The organism is Pseudoxanthomonas sp. CF385, assembly GCF_900104255.1.
In the GTDB taxonomy this organism is placed as follows: domain Bacteria; phylum Pseudomonadota; class Gammaproteobacteria; order Xanthomonadales; family Xanthomonadaceae; genus Pseudoxanthomonas_A.
Genome location: NZ_FNKZ01000002.1, coordinates 674,833 through 689,923, shown reverse-complemented (window position 1 = coordinate 689,923; position 15,091 = coordinate 674,833). Strand labels below are relative to the sequence as shown.

Below are 15,091 nucleotides of genomic sequence, written 5' to 3'. Positions count from 1 at the left end.
TTGGAGGGGCCCCGTCAGGGGCCCCTTTTTTTTACGTGTAGAATGCGTGAGAAGTACGACATGACAAGCGTGGGTATGCCGCAAATCGATGAATGGCTGTCGCGTGCGCGGCATGCGGTCGCCGCCAAGGACATGGCGGGAGCCACGGAGCATTACCGCAAGGTCCTGGAGCAGGGTGACAACGCCGAGGCGTTGTTGCATCTGTCCAGTTTCGAAGCGCGGGCGAACGACAATTACCGGAAGGGTCGTGATTACGCCCTGCGTGCACTGTCGTCCGCGGTCGGCAATCCGGCACTCGTGCCCAGCGTCCTGCTGTGCCTCAGGCACTTCGAGGAATCCGCTGCCCTGCGCGGTTACATCGATGCATCGCCGTTCCTGCGCAGCATGGCCGATCCCAAGACGTTGCACTTGGTCTCCGCGCAGCTCAGCTGGCTGGGCGACCAGGCCCTGGCCATCGAGTTCGTCAGCCGGGCCATGCAACTGCAGCCGCAGATGCCTTCGCTCCGCCTCGCGCGGGCGACGATGGAGCTGTTCCTGGGCCGCTTCGATGATGCGGAAGCGGACATCATGGAATGCCTGCGGATGGATCCTGGCTTCGCGAACGCTTACTGGGTGCTGGCCTGGATGCGCAAGTGGAGCGCGGACAAGCATCACGTGGATGGCATCCGGCGCGCACTGCTGAAGCCGTCGCTCAGCCTCGTCGACAAGACGCGGCTGTACTACGCCCTGCACAAGGAACTCGACGATCTGGGCGATGTCGCCGGCGCGTTTGCGGCGCTCGAGACCGCGAATCGCATCCATCGCGCCGCGCACAAGTACGACAAGGAAGGTACGCACCGCCTGTTCGCCCAGTTGAAGCAGATGCCGGTTCAGGCGAATGCGCCGGGCTACACGTCGGACGTCACGCCGATCTTCGTCGTCGGCATGTACCGCTCCGGCACCACGCTTCTGGAACAACTCGTGGGCGGCGATCCCGGCGTGTTCAATGCCGGCGAGTTGCACGACATGGCGGCGCGCGTCCGCTATGCGACCGATCACTACTTCCCGAGCGCGACCGACCCGATCGCGGTCGCGCGCGCTCCGGGCATCGACTTCAGGGAACTGGGCCGCAACTACATGGAGGGTGTGGCCTGGCGTCTGGACGGGCATACGCACATCACGGACAAGTGGCCGCCCAACCATATGAACGTGGGCTTCATCTGCCAGGCCATGCCGCACGCGAAGGTCATCCACATGTCGCGCGACCCGAGGGAGACCTGCTTTTCCAACCTGCGCGAACTCTTCGCGCACGCCGCGCCTTACTCCTACGATCAGGTGGAGCTGGCCGACTACAGCAACCAGTACCGGGACCTGATGGACCATTGGCACCAGGTGTTGCCGGGACGGATACTCGACGTCACCTACGCTGACCTGACGCGCAATACCGAGGCGACCATGCGGAAGGTGGCGGACTTCTGTGGATTCCCGTTCACCGACAAGATGCTGCAGCCCAATTCCCAGGGCAAGAGCGTCGCTACGGCCAGCGCAGTGCAGGTGCGCGAGAAAGTGATCGCGCGTGAAGTCCCCAAGTGGGCCCCCTACGAACAGTACTTGCAGCCGCTCCTCAACGAGCTGCGCTGAAGCAAACGAGTCCCGGAGAGCCATGAAATCCGTCAATCAAGAAACCAGGGCGCGCTACGACGATCTGCCGTACAGCTCGTTCGCCTACCAGTACAGTGCGCCGGAACAGCTGGCTGCCGTCGCGAGCCTGTTCGGCCTGCCGTCCGGTGAAGTGGCGACGGCGCGTGTGCTGGAGCTCGGCTGCGGATCGGGCGGCAACCTCATTCCCATCGCGCTCCGCCACCCGCGATGCTCGGTGGTCGGCGTCGACATTTCGGGCGTCCAGGTCGCTGAGGGCAAGGCCTCCGTCGAGCGCCTGGGGCTCGACAACGTCGTGCTGATCGAAGCGGATCTGCTGGATCTCGACGCCAGTGCGCTCGGCGAATTCGATTACATCATCGCCCATGGCCTCTACAGTTGGGTGCCGCCCGAGGTCCAGGACGCGATCCTTCGCCTGATCGCACGTAGCCTCGCACCCGAGGGCGTCGCCTACGTCAGCTACAACACGTATCCGGGCTGGAAGACGAAGGAGATCGTCCGCGATGCGATGCGGATGCATGGCGGTACGCGACCGACTGTCGACGAGCAGGTCGGCTACGGCCGTTCGATGCTCAACTTCCTGAAGCAAACGGCCTTGCCAGGTGGCCTGACCGCCGCGGCGGTCGACGAGTGCACGCCTTCGATCATGAACGGTCCCGTGGACTATGTGGCCCACGAGTATCTCGCCCCCCACAACCGGCCGTGTTACTTCTATGAGTTCGTGGAACGTACCGGCGCGCATGGACTCGCATACCTGGGTGAGGCGCAGCCATCGATGATGCTGCCGTCCAACTACAGCCAGGAACTCGCCGAGCAGCTGTACGGTGCGCTCGGCGGCGATCAGGTGCGTGTAGAGCAGTACCTGGATTTCGCCGTGAGTCGCGTCTTTCGGCAGACCCTGGTCGTGCATGCCAAGCGTGCGCAGGACCTGCGCTGGGAGCTTGACCGCAAGACACTGCACGGCATGCACTTCGCGGCGAACCTGTCCGCCACCGACGGGGCCATTCGTCTCGACGGCCAGTTGCAGGACTTCGTCGCACCTCCCAACAGGGCGAGCATCGGCGCCAGCCTCAGCGGCCTGAAGCAAGCCATGGATGCGCTTGCGCGAGCGTGGCCCGGCACGGTGACGCGTGAGGACATGATTCGCCACGCCACCCTCACCCAAGGCGAAAATGACCCGGTGCCGCCCGAAATACTGAGCGAAGCGGTCGACGAGCTTTGCGAGCGGCTGGCGCTGCGCGGCATGGCGCAAGTCCGCCTGGCGCCTGTCGAAGCGACGGGGCCCAGCGACCATCCGGTCGTGGATCCGGTCGCCAGGCGGCAGGTCGCCGCGCTCCCGCCGGAGAAGAAACATGTGGCTAACGCCTGGCATGACACGGTGGAGCTCACCGATATCGACCGCCTGCTGATCCCGCTGATGGATGGATCATTGGATCGGAACGGACTGGCGGCTGCCACGGCGGCCGCGATGCGCGAGGGTCGTCTTGCTTCAGCGCCTGCAGACGATATCGAGACGCAGGCCGCAGCGCGCGTGACGGACATGCTGCAACGCCTGGCGGGGTCCGCCCTGCTGTTGCGGCACACGGCTCAATAACGCTGACCGAGCTCCGACAAGCGCCACGCCAACGGGGTGAGGTGGTCGCGATAGGCGTGCCATTTGGGCCGCAGGGGCAGGCCGGGCTTCTGCCGGACCTGCACTGCGCTCGCCGTCGTGACGCTGCCGGTGGACGATTGCGGATCCAGCATCGCCGGCTGGAATCCCGTGCCCAGATACGCCATCACGCGCTTCAGTTCCGCCGCAGGATCGGTGGCCAGCGCCGCATAGGTCACGTCATGGATACGCCCGGGGAAGCGCTGACGCCAGTGCTGCATCAGGGCGAAGTACTGCCGGTAGTAATTGGCGAGCTCGGCCTGGTCATATGAGTAGCGGCACGTGGTCCCCGAGAAGGGTTCCCGAAGGTTCGAGAAGCAGGTTTCCATCGGATCGCGCGACATGTGCAGGATCTTGGCCCCGGGCAGCGCCCGGAGGATGAAGCCGATGTTGAGGAAGTTCGAAGGCAGTTTGTCGGTGACGAAACGCTCTCCGGCGGAGCGGCGCCAATCCACCGACTCCAGATAGCCTCTTCCTATCGCCTCGTAGTCGAAGTCCGGCGAGGCCTGGACGATCTGTGCGTCGAGCTCGGTACTGCAATGGTGGTCGGCCGCCAGACGGAGCTGGCTGGTGAAGTCATAGAGTTCGCCGCCCGAACAGATGTCGGTGTGGCCGGACAGCAGTTGTTCCAGCAGCGTCGTGCCGGAACGGTGCATGCCGACGATGAAGACGGGAGTGAAGGGGGCGTCCGCCTTCCCGCTGTCGCGACCGGCTTCCGTCGGCAGCGACTTCAGCAGCGCGAACAAGCGCTCGTCTTCCTCGCCCGAATAAGCCACCACCTTCCTCATCGAGGTGCACGCCTGCTCGAGCGCATCGGTGGCGCCGGGGTGGTCGCCGAGGCTGTCGAGCTCACGATGCAGGGCATAAGCGAGCAGCGCCACATTGCCAGGGTCGGTGGCGCGGGCGATCGCGTGCTTCAGTGCTTCCACCTGGTCAGCATCGGCGCCGCCTTTCTCGTGCAGGCGCGAAAGGTGCCACCAGGCGGACGCATGGTCCGGCTGAAGGTCCAAGGACTCGCGGAAATGCTGCTCGGCTTCTTCGAAGCGCCCGAGGTTGAGCAGTGCCACGCCGATATCCGACTTCAGCGGCGCCGAGGACGGATGGTGCGTATCGGCGAGTTGCAGGTGGTGCAGCGCCAGCTGCGGTTTGTTCAAGGTCTGCAGGAACAGCGCCACGAGCTGCGCGACGTCCACGTCCTGCAGCAGCTCCGGCGGAATGCGCGGGATGAAGCCGTGCAGCTCGGGAATGAGATTGAAGGTCTTGAGGCGGCGCAGCAGAAACATGCATTGCCGCTTGTTGCGCACGCCGACGCGACAGGCGGACAGCGCGTACTCCCGCGCCACCCGGTAGTTGTCGTCCATCGATTCCAGCCGTGAGCGCTGGATAAGGGCGCCGGCATCGCCCGGGTGCTCGGCCAGGATGGAATCGCTGATCGCCCGAGCGCCCGGCAGATCGCCCGCCGTCAGCAGGCTGCGTACTCTGAGGAGCCTGTTTTCGACGCTAGCGCGCGGTCCGCGAGACGCGGACGACCCGTCATGGGTGGACAAATTACAGATCCTGCTCGTAACGGACGTAAGGCACGGTGCCTTCGTCGGCATTCTCGTTGGTCAGCGAGAAGGGGTTCTTGCCGCGGGTGATGACATTCTCTGCGCCCACCGTCAGCTGGCCGCTCCACGGTGTACGCCAGGTCACGCCAAGGCCAAGGCCTTCCCATTTGCCGGGCTGGCCCGGGACGTCCACGACGCGGCCGATGATGTTGGCGCTGAAGGGGCCATAGCCACCCCCGACGGTGACGCTGCGCGTGTTCCAGCGGTCGGCGAACGCCGGCACATCCGAAACGGGTACCAGCGTGGCCTTCGCCACGGCACCACCGATCGAGACAAACCCTTCGCGACCGATGTTCTTCTGGCCGAACACCGCCAGATCGTTCTGTTCGATGCGGCCTGCCGCGCGGCCGGAAGACAGCCAGGCCGGCAGCGTGTCGCGCCCGGTGCCGGCCGAGAGGCCCAGCTTGCCGCCCGGGCGGCTCAGGATCGCCGACGCGCCGATGCGCTGGCTGTCGGTGTCGTCGTCCTCGTCGCCGAGGGTGGCGAGCATGCAGTGGCTGGCCAGGTTGCCGATGTTGCCGACGACCCCCGCCTTACGATTGCAGACCAGGCCCAGGGAGTCCCCGCTGTCGAGCCCGAACGCGGTGGTCAGGGTGTTGCGCCCCAACCGCCAGCGGGCACCGGCTTCGGCCTGGCCCGTGGGTTCGAGCAGCAGTACCGCTTCGACCTTGCCGTCGTTGTTCCAGATGGGGAGGGCGGTCGCTTGGGGATCCGCAGCCGGCTTGCGTGGCGCCTTCTGCGCATGCGCATCCGCTGCCACGCCGGAGGCGAGCAGCAGGGCAAGCGACAGTGTGAGGCTACGCAGGTTCATGGCTCGCTTCAGACTCCTGGGACGACCTGGAGTTCCCCTCCCGAAGGGGAACTGATGCTATGCCGTTTATGTTTCTTTAACAAGTCCCCGGGGGCGGCTGCCCGACGGCCGGGCTACTGCAACCGACCCGGCGCTTCCACATCGACCGGCGGCAGGCTGAAAAGTTCCGCGATCTGGGCAGGACTGAACCGATACTCCTGCCCACAGAACTCGCAACGGACTTCCGCCACGCCGTCGGCCAGTGCCGCGGTCGCTTCTTCCTCCCCCAACGACTGCAGCATGCTCGCAACCCGCTCGCGGGAACAAGAGCAGCCGAAGCGAACTGGGCGCTCGGTCAGTATTTGCAGGGATTCCTCGTGAAACAGCCGATGCAGCAGCTCCCGGGTGGGGAGCGCCAGGAGCTCGGGTTCCCGGAGGGTGTCGAAGAGGGCGCCGGCGCGGTTCCAGCCGTCCGCATCGCCCTCGTCGCCCGGCAGCTTCTGCAGCATCAGGCCGCAGGCGCGGCCCTCGTCGACTGCCAGCAGCAGGCGGGTCGGCAGCTGCTCCGACTGGCGGAAATAGTCTTCGAACGCCTCCGCCAGCCGGCTGGACTGCAGGGAGACCAGGCTCTGGTAGCGCTGGGGCTCCCGCGGGTCCAGGCCCGGGTTTTCGATGGTGATGGCCAGCAGGGCGTCTTCACCGAGATCACGCAGGTCGCGGGGAGCGTCTTGCCCTTCCTGCAACTGGACGATGCCCCGTACGGTGCCGGCCGCCGTGCACTCGGCGAACAGGGTGCGCAGGGCGCCCTGGCTGCGGAGCTGGATGGACAGGCGGCCGTCGACCTTGGTGTGTCCGGTGAACAGCACGCTGGCCGCGATGGCTTCGCCCAGGAGTTCGTGCGCGGCCGCCGGGTACTCGGCACGGCCGGACACGGTCCGCCAGGTGTCGTCCAGGCGTACGGCGACGCCGCGCACGCCGGCGCCGGGCAGCAGGAAGCGGGTCAGGAAGTCGTTCAGAGTTCACCCATGGTGTCGCGGCCGTTGTAGTCGAGCATCCCCTGAATAGTGTGGGTGACCAGTTCCCGTTCCAAGGGCGTCAGCATCGGATGCCACACGTCGAAAATCAGCACCACGCGCAGGCGATCGCTGTTGTTCCAGGCCTCGTGGAGGATGGTGTCGTCGAACATGACCAGTTCGCCGGGTTTCCATACGTGCGTTTCGCCGCCGACGCGCAGGGCGCAGTCGGGCGGGATGATCAGCGGCATGTGGACCGTGAGGCGGGTGTTGGTCGCGCCGTGGTGGGGCGCGATGTGGGTGCCGGGCTTGAGCGCGGAGAAGAACGTGACCGGTGCGCGGTCGGGCACGGTGCACATGGGCGCGTGGTCCATCAGCGCGGCGACGGTCTTCGGACAGCGCCGCGCATGCTCTTCGTCGAGCTTGCCGCTCTTCCAGAAGTAGTACGCGCCCCAGTCCGGATTGCGATCCAATGGGGCGAACTGGCCCTTGGGCTCGTAATGCGACATCTCGACGTAGGGGACGAATTCCGCCTGTTCTTCCAGCAGGGACTGCAGCTCGCGCAGCATGTCGGGGTAGGCGGCCTCGACGGCTGGCGCCCAATCGAAATCCTCGCGGTGGAAGATCGGGATCGACGGCAGGCGGGGAAAGGGCAGGGTCAGCGGTTTCGACAGCGCCATGTCGCGGCGCCCCGTGACGACATCCAGACTGTGCTGGAAACGCTCCAGCTGACGCGGGGACCCGGTGCGCAGCAGGTCCCCCATGCGGGACATCAGGAACTCGCGCAGCTGCGCCCGGTTTTCGGTGACCAAGCGCTGCGCGTGCTCAATCAACGGCTGCAGCTCGGGCGCCTGTCTGGCGGCCTCGGGCATGTAGGTCATCGCCGAGCTGTACGACGCGGCCGCCCCGCGCATGTTGCCCCGCTCTTCGAGCAGGCGGGCCTTCTCGACGTGCACGCCCCAGGCGACCGGTTCGGCCCTGATCGCGGCATTGATCTGTACCAGCGCCGCGTCGGAATCGCCCAGGGCCGAATGCACGCGGGACAGGTTCGCATGCGCCATCGTATAGTCCGGTGCCGCCGCTACGGCACGTTGCAGCAGATCGCGCGCCTGGGACAGATCGCCCCGCTGCATGGCCTGCATCGCCAGGTGGTTGAGCGCCGGGGGGAAATCCGGTTCGAGTTCCAGCACCTTGTGCCAGCGTACCGCCGCCGAAATGGCCTGGCCGCTCTGGGCCAGTTGATCGCCTTCCCTCATCAAGGCAGCGACCTGGGACTCGGCGGACGTGTTCATGGAGGCGATTGACCAGCAGGTTGTTGAGGCTAACATTCTCGCATTTGGACGCCATGCTCTCAAAATCAGACGATTCCCTGCTTCCAAGACGGCGCCGACGCCTGCTCCCCTGGCTTTGGAAGCTGCCGCTGGCGTTCGTGCTGGTCACGGTCCTGCAGGTGCTGGCGCTTCGCTTCATCGATCCGCCGTTCACAGCGTTCATGGCCGCTCGCCAGCTCGAGGCATGGGGCCAGGGCGACTGGGGCTTCCGCCTGGCGCACGACTGGCGCGACCTCGACCGGATGGCGGCCACGCTGCCGGTATCGCTGGTGGCGGCCGAGGACCAGAACTTCGCCGCGCACCATGGCTTCGACCTGGCCGCCATCGAGAAGGCGCAGGCCCACAACAAGAAGATGACGGCGCGCGCCGAAAAGCGCGGACGGCCGGTGACCCGGTTGCGCGGCGCCAGCACCATCAGCCAGCAGGTCGCCAAGAACCTGTTCCTCTGGCAAGGCCAGAACCGGGTGTCGCGCTGGGCACGCAAGGGTCTGGAAGTCTGGTACACGCTGCTGATCGAGACGCTGTGGCCGAAATCGCGGATCCTCGAGGTCTATGCCAACGTCGCCGAGTTCGGCGACGGCGTGTACGGTGGCCAGGCGGCGGCCGTGCGTTTCTTCAACAAGGACGCGGCACGCCTCGGTCCGGCCGAGAGCGCGCGCCTGGCCGCCGTGTTGCCGGCGCCCCGGCGCTACAACGCCGCCAACCCCGGCCCCTACGTGCAACGCCGCGCGCGCTGGATCCAGCGGCAGGTCGGGCAACTGGGCGGCAAGGCATACCTGGAGGCCCTGTAACGCATGCACGCACCCCTGCTGACGGTGGTGATCGCCGCCTACAACGAAGCCCAGGCGATCCCGCTGCTGCAGCCGCGCCTCGCGGCGGCACTGAACGGATTGTCCGGCGTCGACGGCCGCGTGCTGTATGTCGATGACGGCAGCCAGGACGGGACCTGGGCGGTACTCCAGGCGCTGGTCGCGGCCGATCCGCGGGTGTCGGCGCTGCGCCTGTCGCGCAACTTCGGCAAGGAGGCGGCGCTGACGGCGGGACTCGACCGCGTGCAGGCGGGCGCCGCGCTGATCCTCGACGCCGATGGCCAGGATCCGCCGGAACTGATCGGCGAGTTCGTGCGCCAATGGCAGGCGGGCTACGACAACGTGCATGGCACGCGGGTGGAGCGTGAAGGCGAAAGCTGGATCAAGCGCAGCACCGCGCACGCGTTCTATCGCGTGATCGGTCGCCTCTCCAAGACGCCGATCCCGGCCGACACCGGCGATTTCCGGCTGCTGTCGCCGCGGGCGCTCGCGGCGCTGCGCGAACTCCGCGAGCGCCACCGATTCATGAAGGGCCTGTTCGGCTGGGTCGGCTTCAACCAGATCGCCATCCCTTATCACCGCGAGGCGCGGGTGGCCGGGCACAGCAGCTTCGGGTTCTGGAAGCTGTGGAACTTCGCCCTCGAAGGCATCACCAGTTTCTCCACCGCGCCGCTGCGGATGGCAACCTACGTCGGCGTGCTGACCGCGATCCTGGCGTTCGCGTTCGCGATCTGGATCGTGCTGAAAGCGCTGCTGTGGGGCGATCCGGTGGCCGGCTGGCCGACGATGATGACGGTGATCCTGTTCCTGGGCGGCATGCAGCTGGTGGCACTGGGGCTGATCGGCGAGTACCTGGGCCGCTTGTACGAAGAGTCCAAGCAGCGGCCGCTCTACCTGGTGGATACGTGGCAACCGGGGGCGGCAGGAGTATCCTTGCCGGCATCGGATCGACCTGCTCCCCACCCCGGAGATCGCCATGCGCACGGTTCGTCATTTGCTGGGGTCCAAGACCCCTGAAGTCTTCTCGGTATCGCCCGACGCCTCGGTTCTGGACGCCATCAAGCTGATGGCGGAAAAGGGTATCGGCGCGGTACTGGCCATGCAGGGGCCGCGGCTGTGCGGCATCGTGTCCGAGCGCGACTACGCGCGGAAGGTGGTGCTGCAGGGGCGTTCCTCGTCCAACACCCCGGTGCGCGACATCATGACGGCGAAGGTGGTCACGGTGCGCCCGGACGACACCATCGACCACTGCATGCAGGTCGTCACGACGCACCGCATCCGCCACCTTCCTGTCAGCGAAGGCGATGCCGTGGTCGGCGTGATCTCGATCGGCGACCTGGTCAAGGCGGTCATCGAGGACCAGCAGGTGGAGCTGGACCAACTGCAGCGCTACATCGCGGGCTGAGTCGCGCCGCTACTTCGCGTATTGCCCGCCACAGCCGCTGTCTTCGCCCGGTCCCACTTCGATCGTCGCCAGCAGTGCGGCCGGCGGGGTGATGCTCGCCAGCACCAACGCGGTCGCGCCACGCAGGCCGAGGCGCTTGAAGTCCGGGCGGAACGACGGGTCCTTGAACGTCCCGCCGATGACCAGCGGCGAACGCAGGGCGAAGATGCTCCGGTCCTTCGGGCGCGGCTTCAGCTCGAGGTCGAGCGATTCCTCTTTCAGGCTCACCTGCCCCTTGCCGACGATGATCGTATCGGTGGTGTCGAAGGCCAGCGTACGCGTCTGCATCACGCCGTCCTTCACCGCGAAATCGCCGAACGCGCAGCGCACCCCGACGGTCCGGTCCTTGGTCAGCAGGAACTTCAGGGCTTCGGCGATATCGAGGCCGGCCAGTTCCATCAGCAGGTTGCTGACCTGACCACGCCCCATGCCGAGGGCGACATCGCCGTTCGCCGTGCCGAGGATGCCGGCGATCGAGTTGCCGGTGCCGGTGAGCGATACGTTGCCGCCGATCCGGCCGATCGCGCTCTGGGTCAGCTGCGCGGTGGGAAACAGTTTGCCGAGGTCCAGGCCGCGCACCGCGATGTCGGCGCGCGTGCGGATGGTGTCGCTGCGCGCATCCATCCGGATCGTGGAACGGATGTCGCCTTGCGCGACGCCGAAATTCAGTGGCTCCAGGCGCAACAGGCCGGCATCCAGCAGCAGGTGCGCGTCCATGTCGTCGATGGGAAGCTTGGACGCATTGATGCGGTGCGCCTTCCAGCGCACGTCCGCGTCCATCGCGCGCAGCTTGGTCAAGTCGTAGGGCGTGTCCGGCAGCACGCGCGCATCGACCGCGAGTTCGGCGGATTCCTCGCGCTGTTCCGCATTGCTCGCTTCTGCGCCGCCGGTCTGCGGCGGTGCGCCGACGAAGCCCGCCAGGTCGTCGAAATCCAGGCGCTTCGACACCAGGTTCGCCTTCAACAGCGGTCGCTCGCGGCCCACGGTGACGGCCGCCGAACCGCCCAGATCGCTGTCGCCCACGACGCCGGTGAAATCGTCGTAGTGCCAGGTGTTGCCGTCGCGGGTGAAGCGGCCGTCCAGGCGATACGGAGGCGTGGGCGGCGTGGCCACCCCGATCAGGGGAAACAGGTCCTCCAGGTTCTGGCCGGCGAGCATGAGCCGCAGGTCGAAGTCGCGCAGCCGGAACGGATCGAGCACCGTCCCGCGGGCATGCGCCCGTGTCGGACCCGCGGTCGCGCGCAGATCGATGCGATAGGGCTTGTCCGTCTGGCGCAGGGCGAGTGGGGATTCGACGCGGCCGCCCACCGTGAAGGCATTGCCGGCCCAGCGGCCCTTGCCCTTCACATCGACGGGCGGCGAAGTGGCGTTCCCGCCAGCGACGCTGTTCAGCAGGATGTCCAGGTCGGTGCGGCGCTGCGGATCCACGAAGACCAGCCGCCCCTCGTCGATCCAGAGCCCGTCATAGCGGATGCGGCTCTCGCCCGAGCTGTCGCCGAACACCCAGTTGCCCGTGCCATCGGGGCCGAACTCGAGGCGCAACCGGGGTTTTGTCAGGCGGATGGACGTCAGTCGCGTCTCGCGGCTGAAGATAAGCGGCCAGACCTCCACGCTCAACTCCGCGCGGTCGGCCACGGCCATGGCCGGCGTCTTCGACCACGCCGCATTGCCGAAGCTCAAGGCATCGGCGCGCACCGTCGTCACCCGCCCGAGATCGACATCGAGGTTGCCGCCGATGTCGAAGCTGCGACCGGTCTTCCACGTCACGATGCGTTCGATCGGCCCGCGCAGCCAGTTCCATTCGAACAGCAGTGCGCCGACGACGATGAGGGCCGCGAGAATCCCCAGCACGACGGCGCGTGACCGCGAGAGGGGGCGCAGAGCGAAACGGCGGGGGCGGTGCGCGTCGTCCATGGCCCCCATGGTTGGGGCCGGCGTGTTTACGTGCCGCGAAACCTTCGGTCATCGGTTCATGTGCGGGACATGAACCTCGCGAAGGCTTCACACGCGCGTCAGAGCACCTGCTTCGTCACGGCCACGAAATGGCAGACGCTGCCACCGATGACGAACAGGTGCCAGATCGCATGCGAGTAGCGGATCGACTCGCGATGGTAGAAGAAGGTGCCGAGCGTATAGAACAGGCCGCCGGCGAACAGCCATCCCAGCGTCCATCCGTCGATGGACTGCAGCATCGGCTTGATCGCGACCACCACCAGCCAACCCATCGCGATGTAGATGGCCGTGGACAGCAGTTTGAAGCGGCCGGTATAGAAGAGTTTGAAGATCACGCCGGCGATGGCCAGCGTCCAGATCGCCGCGAACAGGCCCCAGCCCCACGGACCACGCAGTCCGATCAGGGTGAACGGCGTGTACGTGCCCGCGATCAGCAGGTAGATGGCGCAGTGGTCGAATACCTTCAAGCGCCCCTTCGCCACCGGATGCTGGATGGCGTGGTACAGCGTGGACGCGGTGTAGAGCAGCAGCAGCGTGATGCCGAAGACGATCGATGCACCCAGCTGCCAGCCGTCGCCGTAGATTGCCGCCAGGGTGATCAGGACCGCGCCGCCGGCCAGCGCGGCGACCGCGCCCAGTCCGTGCGTCAGCGCGCTGGCGATCTCGTCGCGCACGTCGACGAGATGGTCGGCCCGCTTGCGCGCGCGCAGGGCCTGGAAGGAGGAGGAGCGGCTCATGCGGCCACGTTACCGCAATGCAGCACGGGCTGCATGACCGGCGCCGCCGCCAGTCAGCGGCAGGAGGGCTTCCGGCGTGGCCGGAGCCCTCCGCCGCGCGGGACGGCGGGTCAGATCGCCGCGGCGCCGCTCATCGCCGCCATGTCCGGGCGGAAGACGATGCACACCGCCAGGCCCACCAGGAACAGGATCAGCGGCACCTTGTTCTCGGCGAAGTTCTTGATGCCGTAATAGATCGTGTAGAAGCCGCAGATGAAGCACAGGATCGCCGCCACCGCGCCGTCCTTCTTGGCGGCGTTGACGGTCATCCAGATGGCGCCCACCAGCAGCAGCAATGCCCCTAGAAAATACATCCCTGATCTCCCCGATTGATGCCGCCGGATGGCGGCCCGCCAAGCCTAGCGGATCGGCGTGACCGGAGGAATCGGGGGCGGGGCGCGTCGTTGCAGGCGTAACCGACGAAATACGGGCACCCCCGCCGGTCAGCCCACCTCGACCGCGTGCGCGTGTTCGCGGGTGGCCAGGAACTGCACGTCCGGCGCGCGTTCCTGGGCCAGCTGCAGGTTGACCCGCGTCGGCGCCAGATAGACCAGCTGGCCCGCCGCGTCCAGGGCCAGGTTCATCGCATTCTTGTCGCGGAACTCTTCCAGCTTCTTCGCGTTGTCGCAGCGGATCCAGCGTGCCGTGGCCACGCTGACATTCTCGAAGGACGCATCCACGCCGTACTCGTCCTTCAGGCGGTACGCCACCACGTCGAACTGCAGCACGCCGACCGCGCCGAGGATCAGGTCGTTGCTCATCAACGGGCGGAAGAACTGGGTGGCGCCTTCCTCGCTCAGCTGCGCCAGCCCTTTCTGCAGCTGCTTGAGCTTGAGCGGATCGCGCAGGCGCGCGCGGCGGAACAGTTCCGGCGCGAAGTTCGGGATGCCGGTGAACGACAGCGCCTCGCCCTCGGTGAACGTGTCGCCGATCGAGATGGTGCCGTGGTTGTGGATGCCGATCACGTCGCCGGGATACGCCTCGGCGGCGATCTCGCGGTCGCTGGCCATGAAGGTCAGCGCGTTCGCCAGCTTCATCTCCTTGCCGCTGCGCACATGGAAGGTCTTCATGCCGGCTTCGAAACGGCCGGAGCAGACGCGCATGAAGGCCACGCGGTCGCGGTGCTGCGGGTCCATGTTGGCCTGGATCTTGAACACGAAGCCGGTGAGCTTGTTCTCGTCCGGCTGCACTTCGCGGCCGGTGGTCTCGCGCGCCAGCGGCGACGGAGCGTGTTCGACGAAGAAATCCAGCAGCGGCTGCACGCCGAAATTGTTGACGCCCGAGCCGAAGAACACCGGTGTCTGCTTGCCGTCCAGGTAGGCCTGCTTGTCGAAGGGATGGCTGGCGCCCTGCACCAGTTCCAGTTCGTCGCGCAGCGCGGCCAGCATCTCGCTGCCGATGCGCGCTTCCAGCTGCGGGTCGTCCAGCGAGGCGAAGATGGTGGAGTCCTGGCGGGTGAAGTTGCGGCCGGGTTCGTACAGGTGCACTTCGCCGGTGATCAGGTGGACCACGCCCTTCAGGCGCTGGCCCATGCCGATCGGCCAGGTGACCGGCGCGCACTGGATGCCCAGCACGCTTTCCACCTCGTCCAGCAGGTCGATCGGATCCTTGCCTTCGCGGTCCAGCTTGTTGATGAAGGTCATGATGGGCGTGTCGCGCAGGCGGCAGACTTCCATCAGCTTGATCGTCCGCTCTTCCACGCCCTTGGCCACGTCGATGACCATCAGCGCGCTGTCGACGGCGGTCAGTACGCGGTAGGTGTCTTCGCCGAAGTCGGCATGGCCCGGCGTGTCGAGCAGGTTGATGATCTTGCCTTCGTACGGGAACTGCATCACCGACGAGGTGACCGAGATGCCGCGCTCCTTCTCCAGCGCCATCCAGTCCGAGGTCGCGTGGCGCGCGGCCTTGCGACCCTTCACCGAGCCGGCCATCTGGATCGCGCCGCCGAACAGCAGCAGCTTTTCGGTCAGCGTGGTCTTGCCGGCGTCGGGGTGGGAAATGATGGCGAAGGTGCGGCGACGGGTGGCTTCGTTGGCCACGGCGCTTTTCGGATCGGACATGGGTCGGACGCCCGGACGG

13 protein-coding genes are annotated in these 15,091 nt (G+C 66.6%); 5 read left to right on the top strand and 8 right to left on the bottom strand.

Annotated features, from left to right (window positions below; translation table 11 throughout):
• The first annotated feature begins 60 nt into the window (after window positions 1–60).
• Window positions 61–1,620, top strand: a complete 1,560-nt coding sequence (locus tag BLT45_RS13475) for a sulfotransferase family protein (protein WP_175455851.1) — start codon at window positions 61–63, stop codon at window positions 1,618–1,620.
• 22 nt (window positions 1,621–1,642) lie between these two features.
• Complete coding sequence (locus tag BLT45_RS13470; RefSeq protein WP_093300923.1) at window positions 1,643–3,232, top strand: methyltransferase regulatory domain-containing protein; 1,590 nt, start codon at window positions 1,643–1,645, stop codon at window positions 3,230–3,232.
• On the opposite strand, the gene BLT45_RS13465 is transcribed toward BLT45_RS13470, so the two are convergent.
• From BLT45_RS13465 to BLT45_RS13450, 4 genes are all read right to left on the bottom strand, one after another.
• Window positions 3,226–4,887 carry a sulfotransferase gene (locus BLT45_RS13465; protein ID WP_093300920.1) on the bottom strand — a complete coding sequence of 554 codons (1,662 nt, stop codon included), beginning with the start codon at window positions 4,885–4,887 and terminating at the stop codon, window positions 3,226–3,228. The genes BLT45_RS13470 and BLT45_RS13465 overlap by 7 nt on opposite strands.
• Window positions 4,838–5,701 (bottom strand): XOO1806 family protein, encoded by an 864-nt coding sequence (locus BLT45_RS13460; RefSeq protein WP_093302085.1) that lies wholly within the window; start codon window positions 5,699–5,701, stop codon window positions 4,838–4,840. Before BLT45_RS13460 ends, BLT45_RS13465 begins: the two co-directional genes overlap by 50 nt.
• 119 nt (window positions 5,702–5,820) lie before the next feature.
• A complete protein-coding gene (locus tag BLT45_RS13455; protein ID WP_093300917.1) occupies window positions 5,821–6,702 on the bottom strand; it encodes an Hsp33 family molecular chaperone HslO in 882 nt (293 codons plus the stop codon).
• Window positions 6,699–7,991: an aspartyl/asparaginyl beta-hydroxylase domain-containing protein gene (locus tag BLT45_RS13450; protein WP_175455850.1), complete on the bottom strand. Its 1,293-nt coding sequence runs from the start codon at window positions 7,989–7,991 to the stop codon at window positions 6,699–6,701. Before BLT45_RS13450 ends, BLT45_RS13455 begins: the two co-directional genes overlap by 4 nt.
• Before the next feature lie 53 nt (window positions 7,992–8,044).
• Between BLT45_RS13450 and mtgA the strand changes: the two genes are divergently transcribed.
• Genes mtgA through BLT45_RS13435 form a run of 3 tightly spaced genes read left to right on the top strand, consistent with a single transcriptional unit; the run spans window position 8,045 to window position 10,244 of the window.
• Entirely contained in the window at window positions 8,045–8,821 is a 777-nt protein-coding gene (gene mtgA / locus BLT45_RS13445) for a monofunctional biosynthetic peptidoglycan transglycosylase (RefSeq protein WP_093300911.1), read from the top strand.
• Window positions 8,822–8,824: 3 nt separating this feature from the next.
• Window positions 8,825–9,856: a glycosyltransferase family 2 protein gene (locus BLT45_RS13440; RefSeq protein WP_093300908.1), complete on the top strand. Its 1,032-nt coding sequence runs from the start codon at window positions 8,825–8,827 to the stop codon at window positions 9,854–9,856.
• Window positions 9,816–10,244 carry a CBS domain-containing protein gene (locus BLT45_RS13435; RefSeq protein ID WP_093300905.1) on the top strand — a complete coding sequence of 143 codons (429 nt, stop codon included), beginning with the start codon at window positions 9,816–9,818 and terminating at the stop codon, window positions 10,242–10,244. The genes BLT45_RS13440 and BLT45_RS13435 overlap by 41 nt, the downstream gene beginning before the upstream one ends.
• 9 nt (window positions 10,245–10,253) lie before the next feature.
• Here the strand turns inward: BLT45_RS13435 and BLT45_RS13430 are convergent, their stop codons facing one another.
• From BLT45_RS13430 to BLT45_RS13415, 4 genes are all read right to left on the bottom strand, one after another.
• On the bottom strand, window positions 10,254–12,197 hold the full coding sequence (locus BLT45_RS13430) for an AsmA family protein (protein ID WP_093300902.1): 1,944 nt from the start codon (window positions 12,195–12,197) through the stop codon (window positions 10,254–10,256).
• Window positions 12,198–12,295: 98 nt separating this feature from the next.
• Window positions 12,296–12,973 carry a PAQR family membrane homeostasis protein TrhA gene (locus tag BLT45_RS13425; RefSeq protein WP_093300900.1) on the bottom strand — a complete coding sequence of 226 codons (678 nt, stop codon included), beginning with the start codon at window positions 12,971–12,973 and terminating at the stop codon, window positions 12,296–12,298.
• Window positions 12,974–13,083: 110 nt separating this feature from the next.
• Window positions 13,084–13,326, bottom strand: a complete 243-nt coding sequence (locus tag BLT45_RS13420; protein ID WP_139188020.1) for a hypothetical protein — start codon at window positions 13,324–13,326, stop codon at window positions 13,084–13,086.
• A gap of 129 nt (window positions 13,327–13,455) precedes the next feature.
• Complete coding sequence (locus BLT45_RS13415) at window positions 13,456–15,072, bottom strand: peptide chain release factor 3 (protein WP_093300897.1); 1,617 nt, start codon at window positions 15,070–15,072, stop codon at window positions 13,456–13,458.
• Window positions 15,073–15,091: the final 19 nt, after the last annotated feature.

Excerpts from the sequence above, each read along its gene's own strand:
- BLT45_RS13425 (WP_093300900.1), bottom strand. The coding sequence starts at position 12,973 with ATGAGCCGCTCCTCCTCCTTCCAGGCCCTGCGCGCGCGCAAGCGGGCC.
- BLT45_RS13435 (WP_093300905.1), top strand. The coding sequence starts at position 9,816 with ATGCGCACGGTTCGTCATTTGCTGGGGTCCAAGACCCCTGAAGTCTTC.
- BLT45_RS13450 (WP_175455850.1), bottom strand. The coding sequence starts at position 7,991 with ATGAACACGTCCGCCGAGTCCCAGGTCGCTGCCTTGATGAGGGAAGGC.
- BLT45_RS13430 (WP_093300902.1), bottom strand. The coding sequence starts at position 12,197 with ATGGACGACGCGCACCGCCCCCGCCGTTTCGCTCTGCGCCCCCTCTCG.
- BLT45_RS13415 (WP_093300897.1), bottom strand. The coding sequence starts at position 15,072 with ATGTCCGATCCGAAAAGCGCCGTGGCCAACGAAGCCACCCGTCGCCGC.
- BLT45_RS13470 (WP_093300923.1), top strand. The coding sequence starts at position 1,643 with ATGAAATCCGTCAATCAAGAAACCAGGGCGCGCTACGACGATCTGCCG.
- BLT45_RS13420 (WP_139188020.1), bottom strand. The coding sequence starts at position 13,326 with ATGTATTTTCTAGGGGCATTGCTGCTGCTGGTGGGCGCCATCTGGATG.
- BLT45_RS13475 (WP_175455851.1), top strand. The coding sequence starts at position 61 with ATGACAAGCGTGGGTATGCCGCAAATCGATGAATGGCTGTCGCGTGCG.
- BLT45_RS13465 (WP_093300920.1), bottom strand. The coding sequence starts at position 4,887 with ATGCCGACGAAGGCACCGTGCCTTACGTCCGTTACGAGCAGGATCTGT.
- BLT45_RS13440 (WP_093300908.1), top strand. The coding sequence starts at position 8,825 with ATGCACGCACCCCTGCTGACGGTGGTGATCGCCGCCTACAACGAAGCC.
- mtgA (WP_093300911.1), top strand. The coding sequence starts at position 8,045 with ATGCTCTCAAAATCAGACGATTCCCTGCTTCCAAGACGGCGCCGACGC.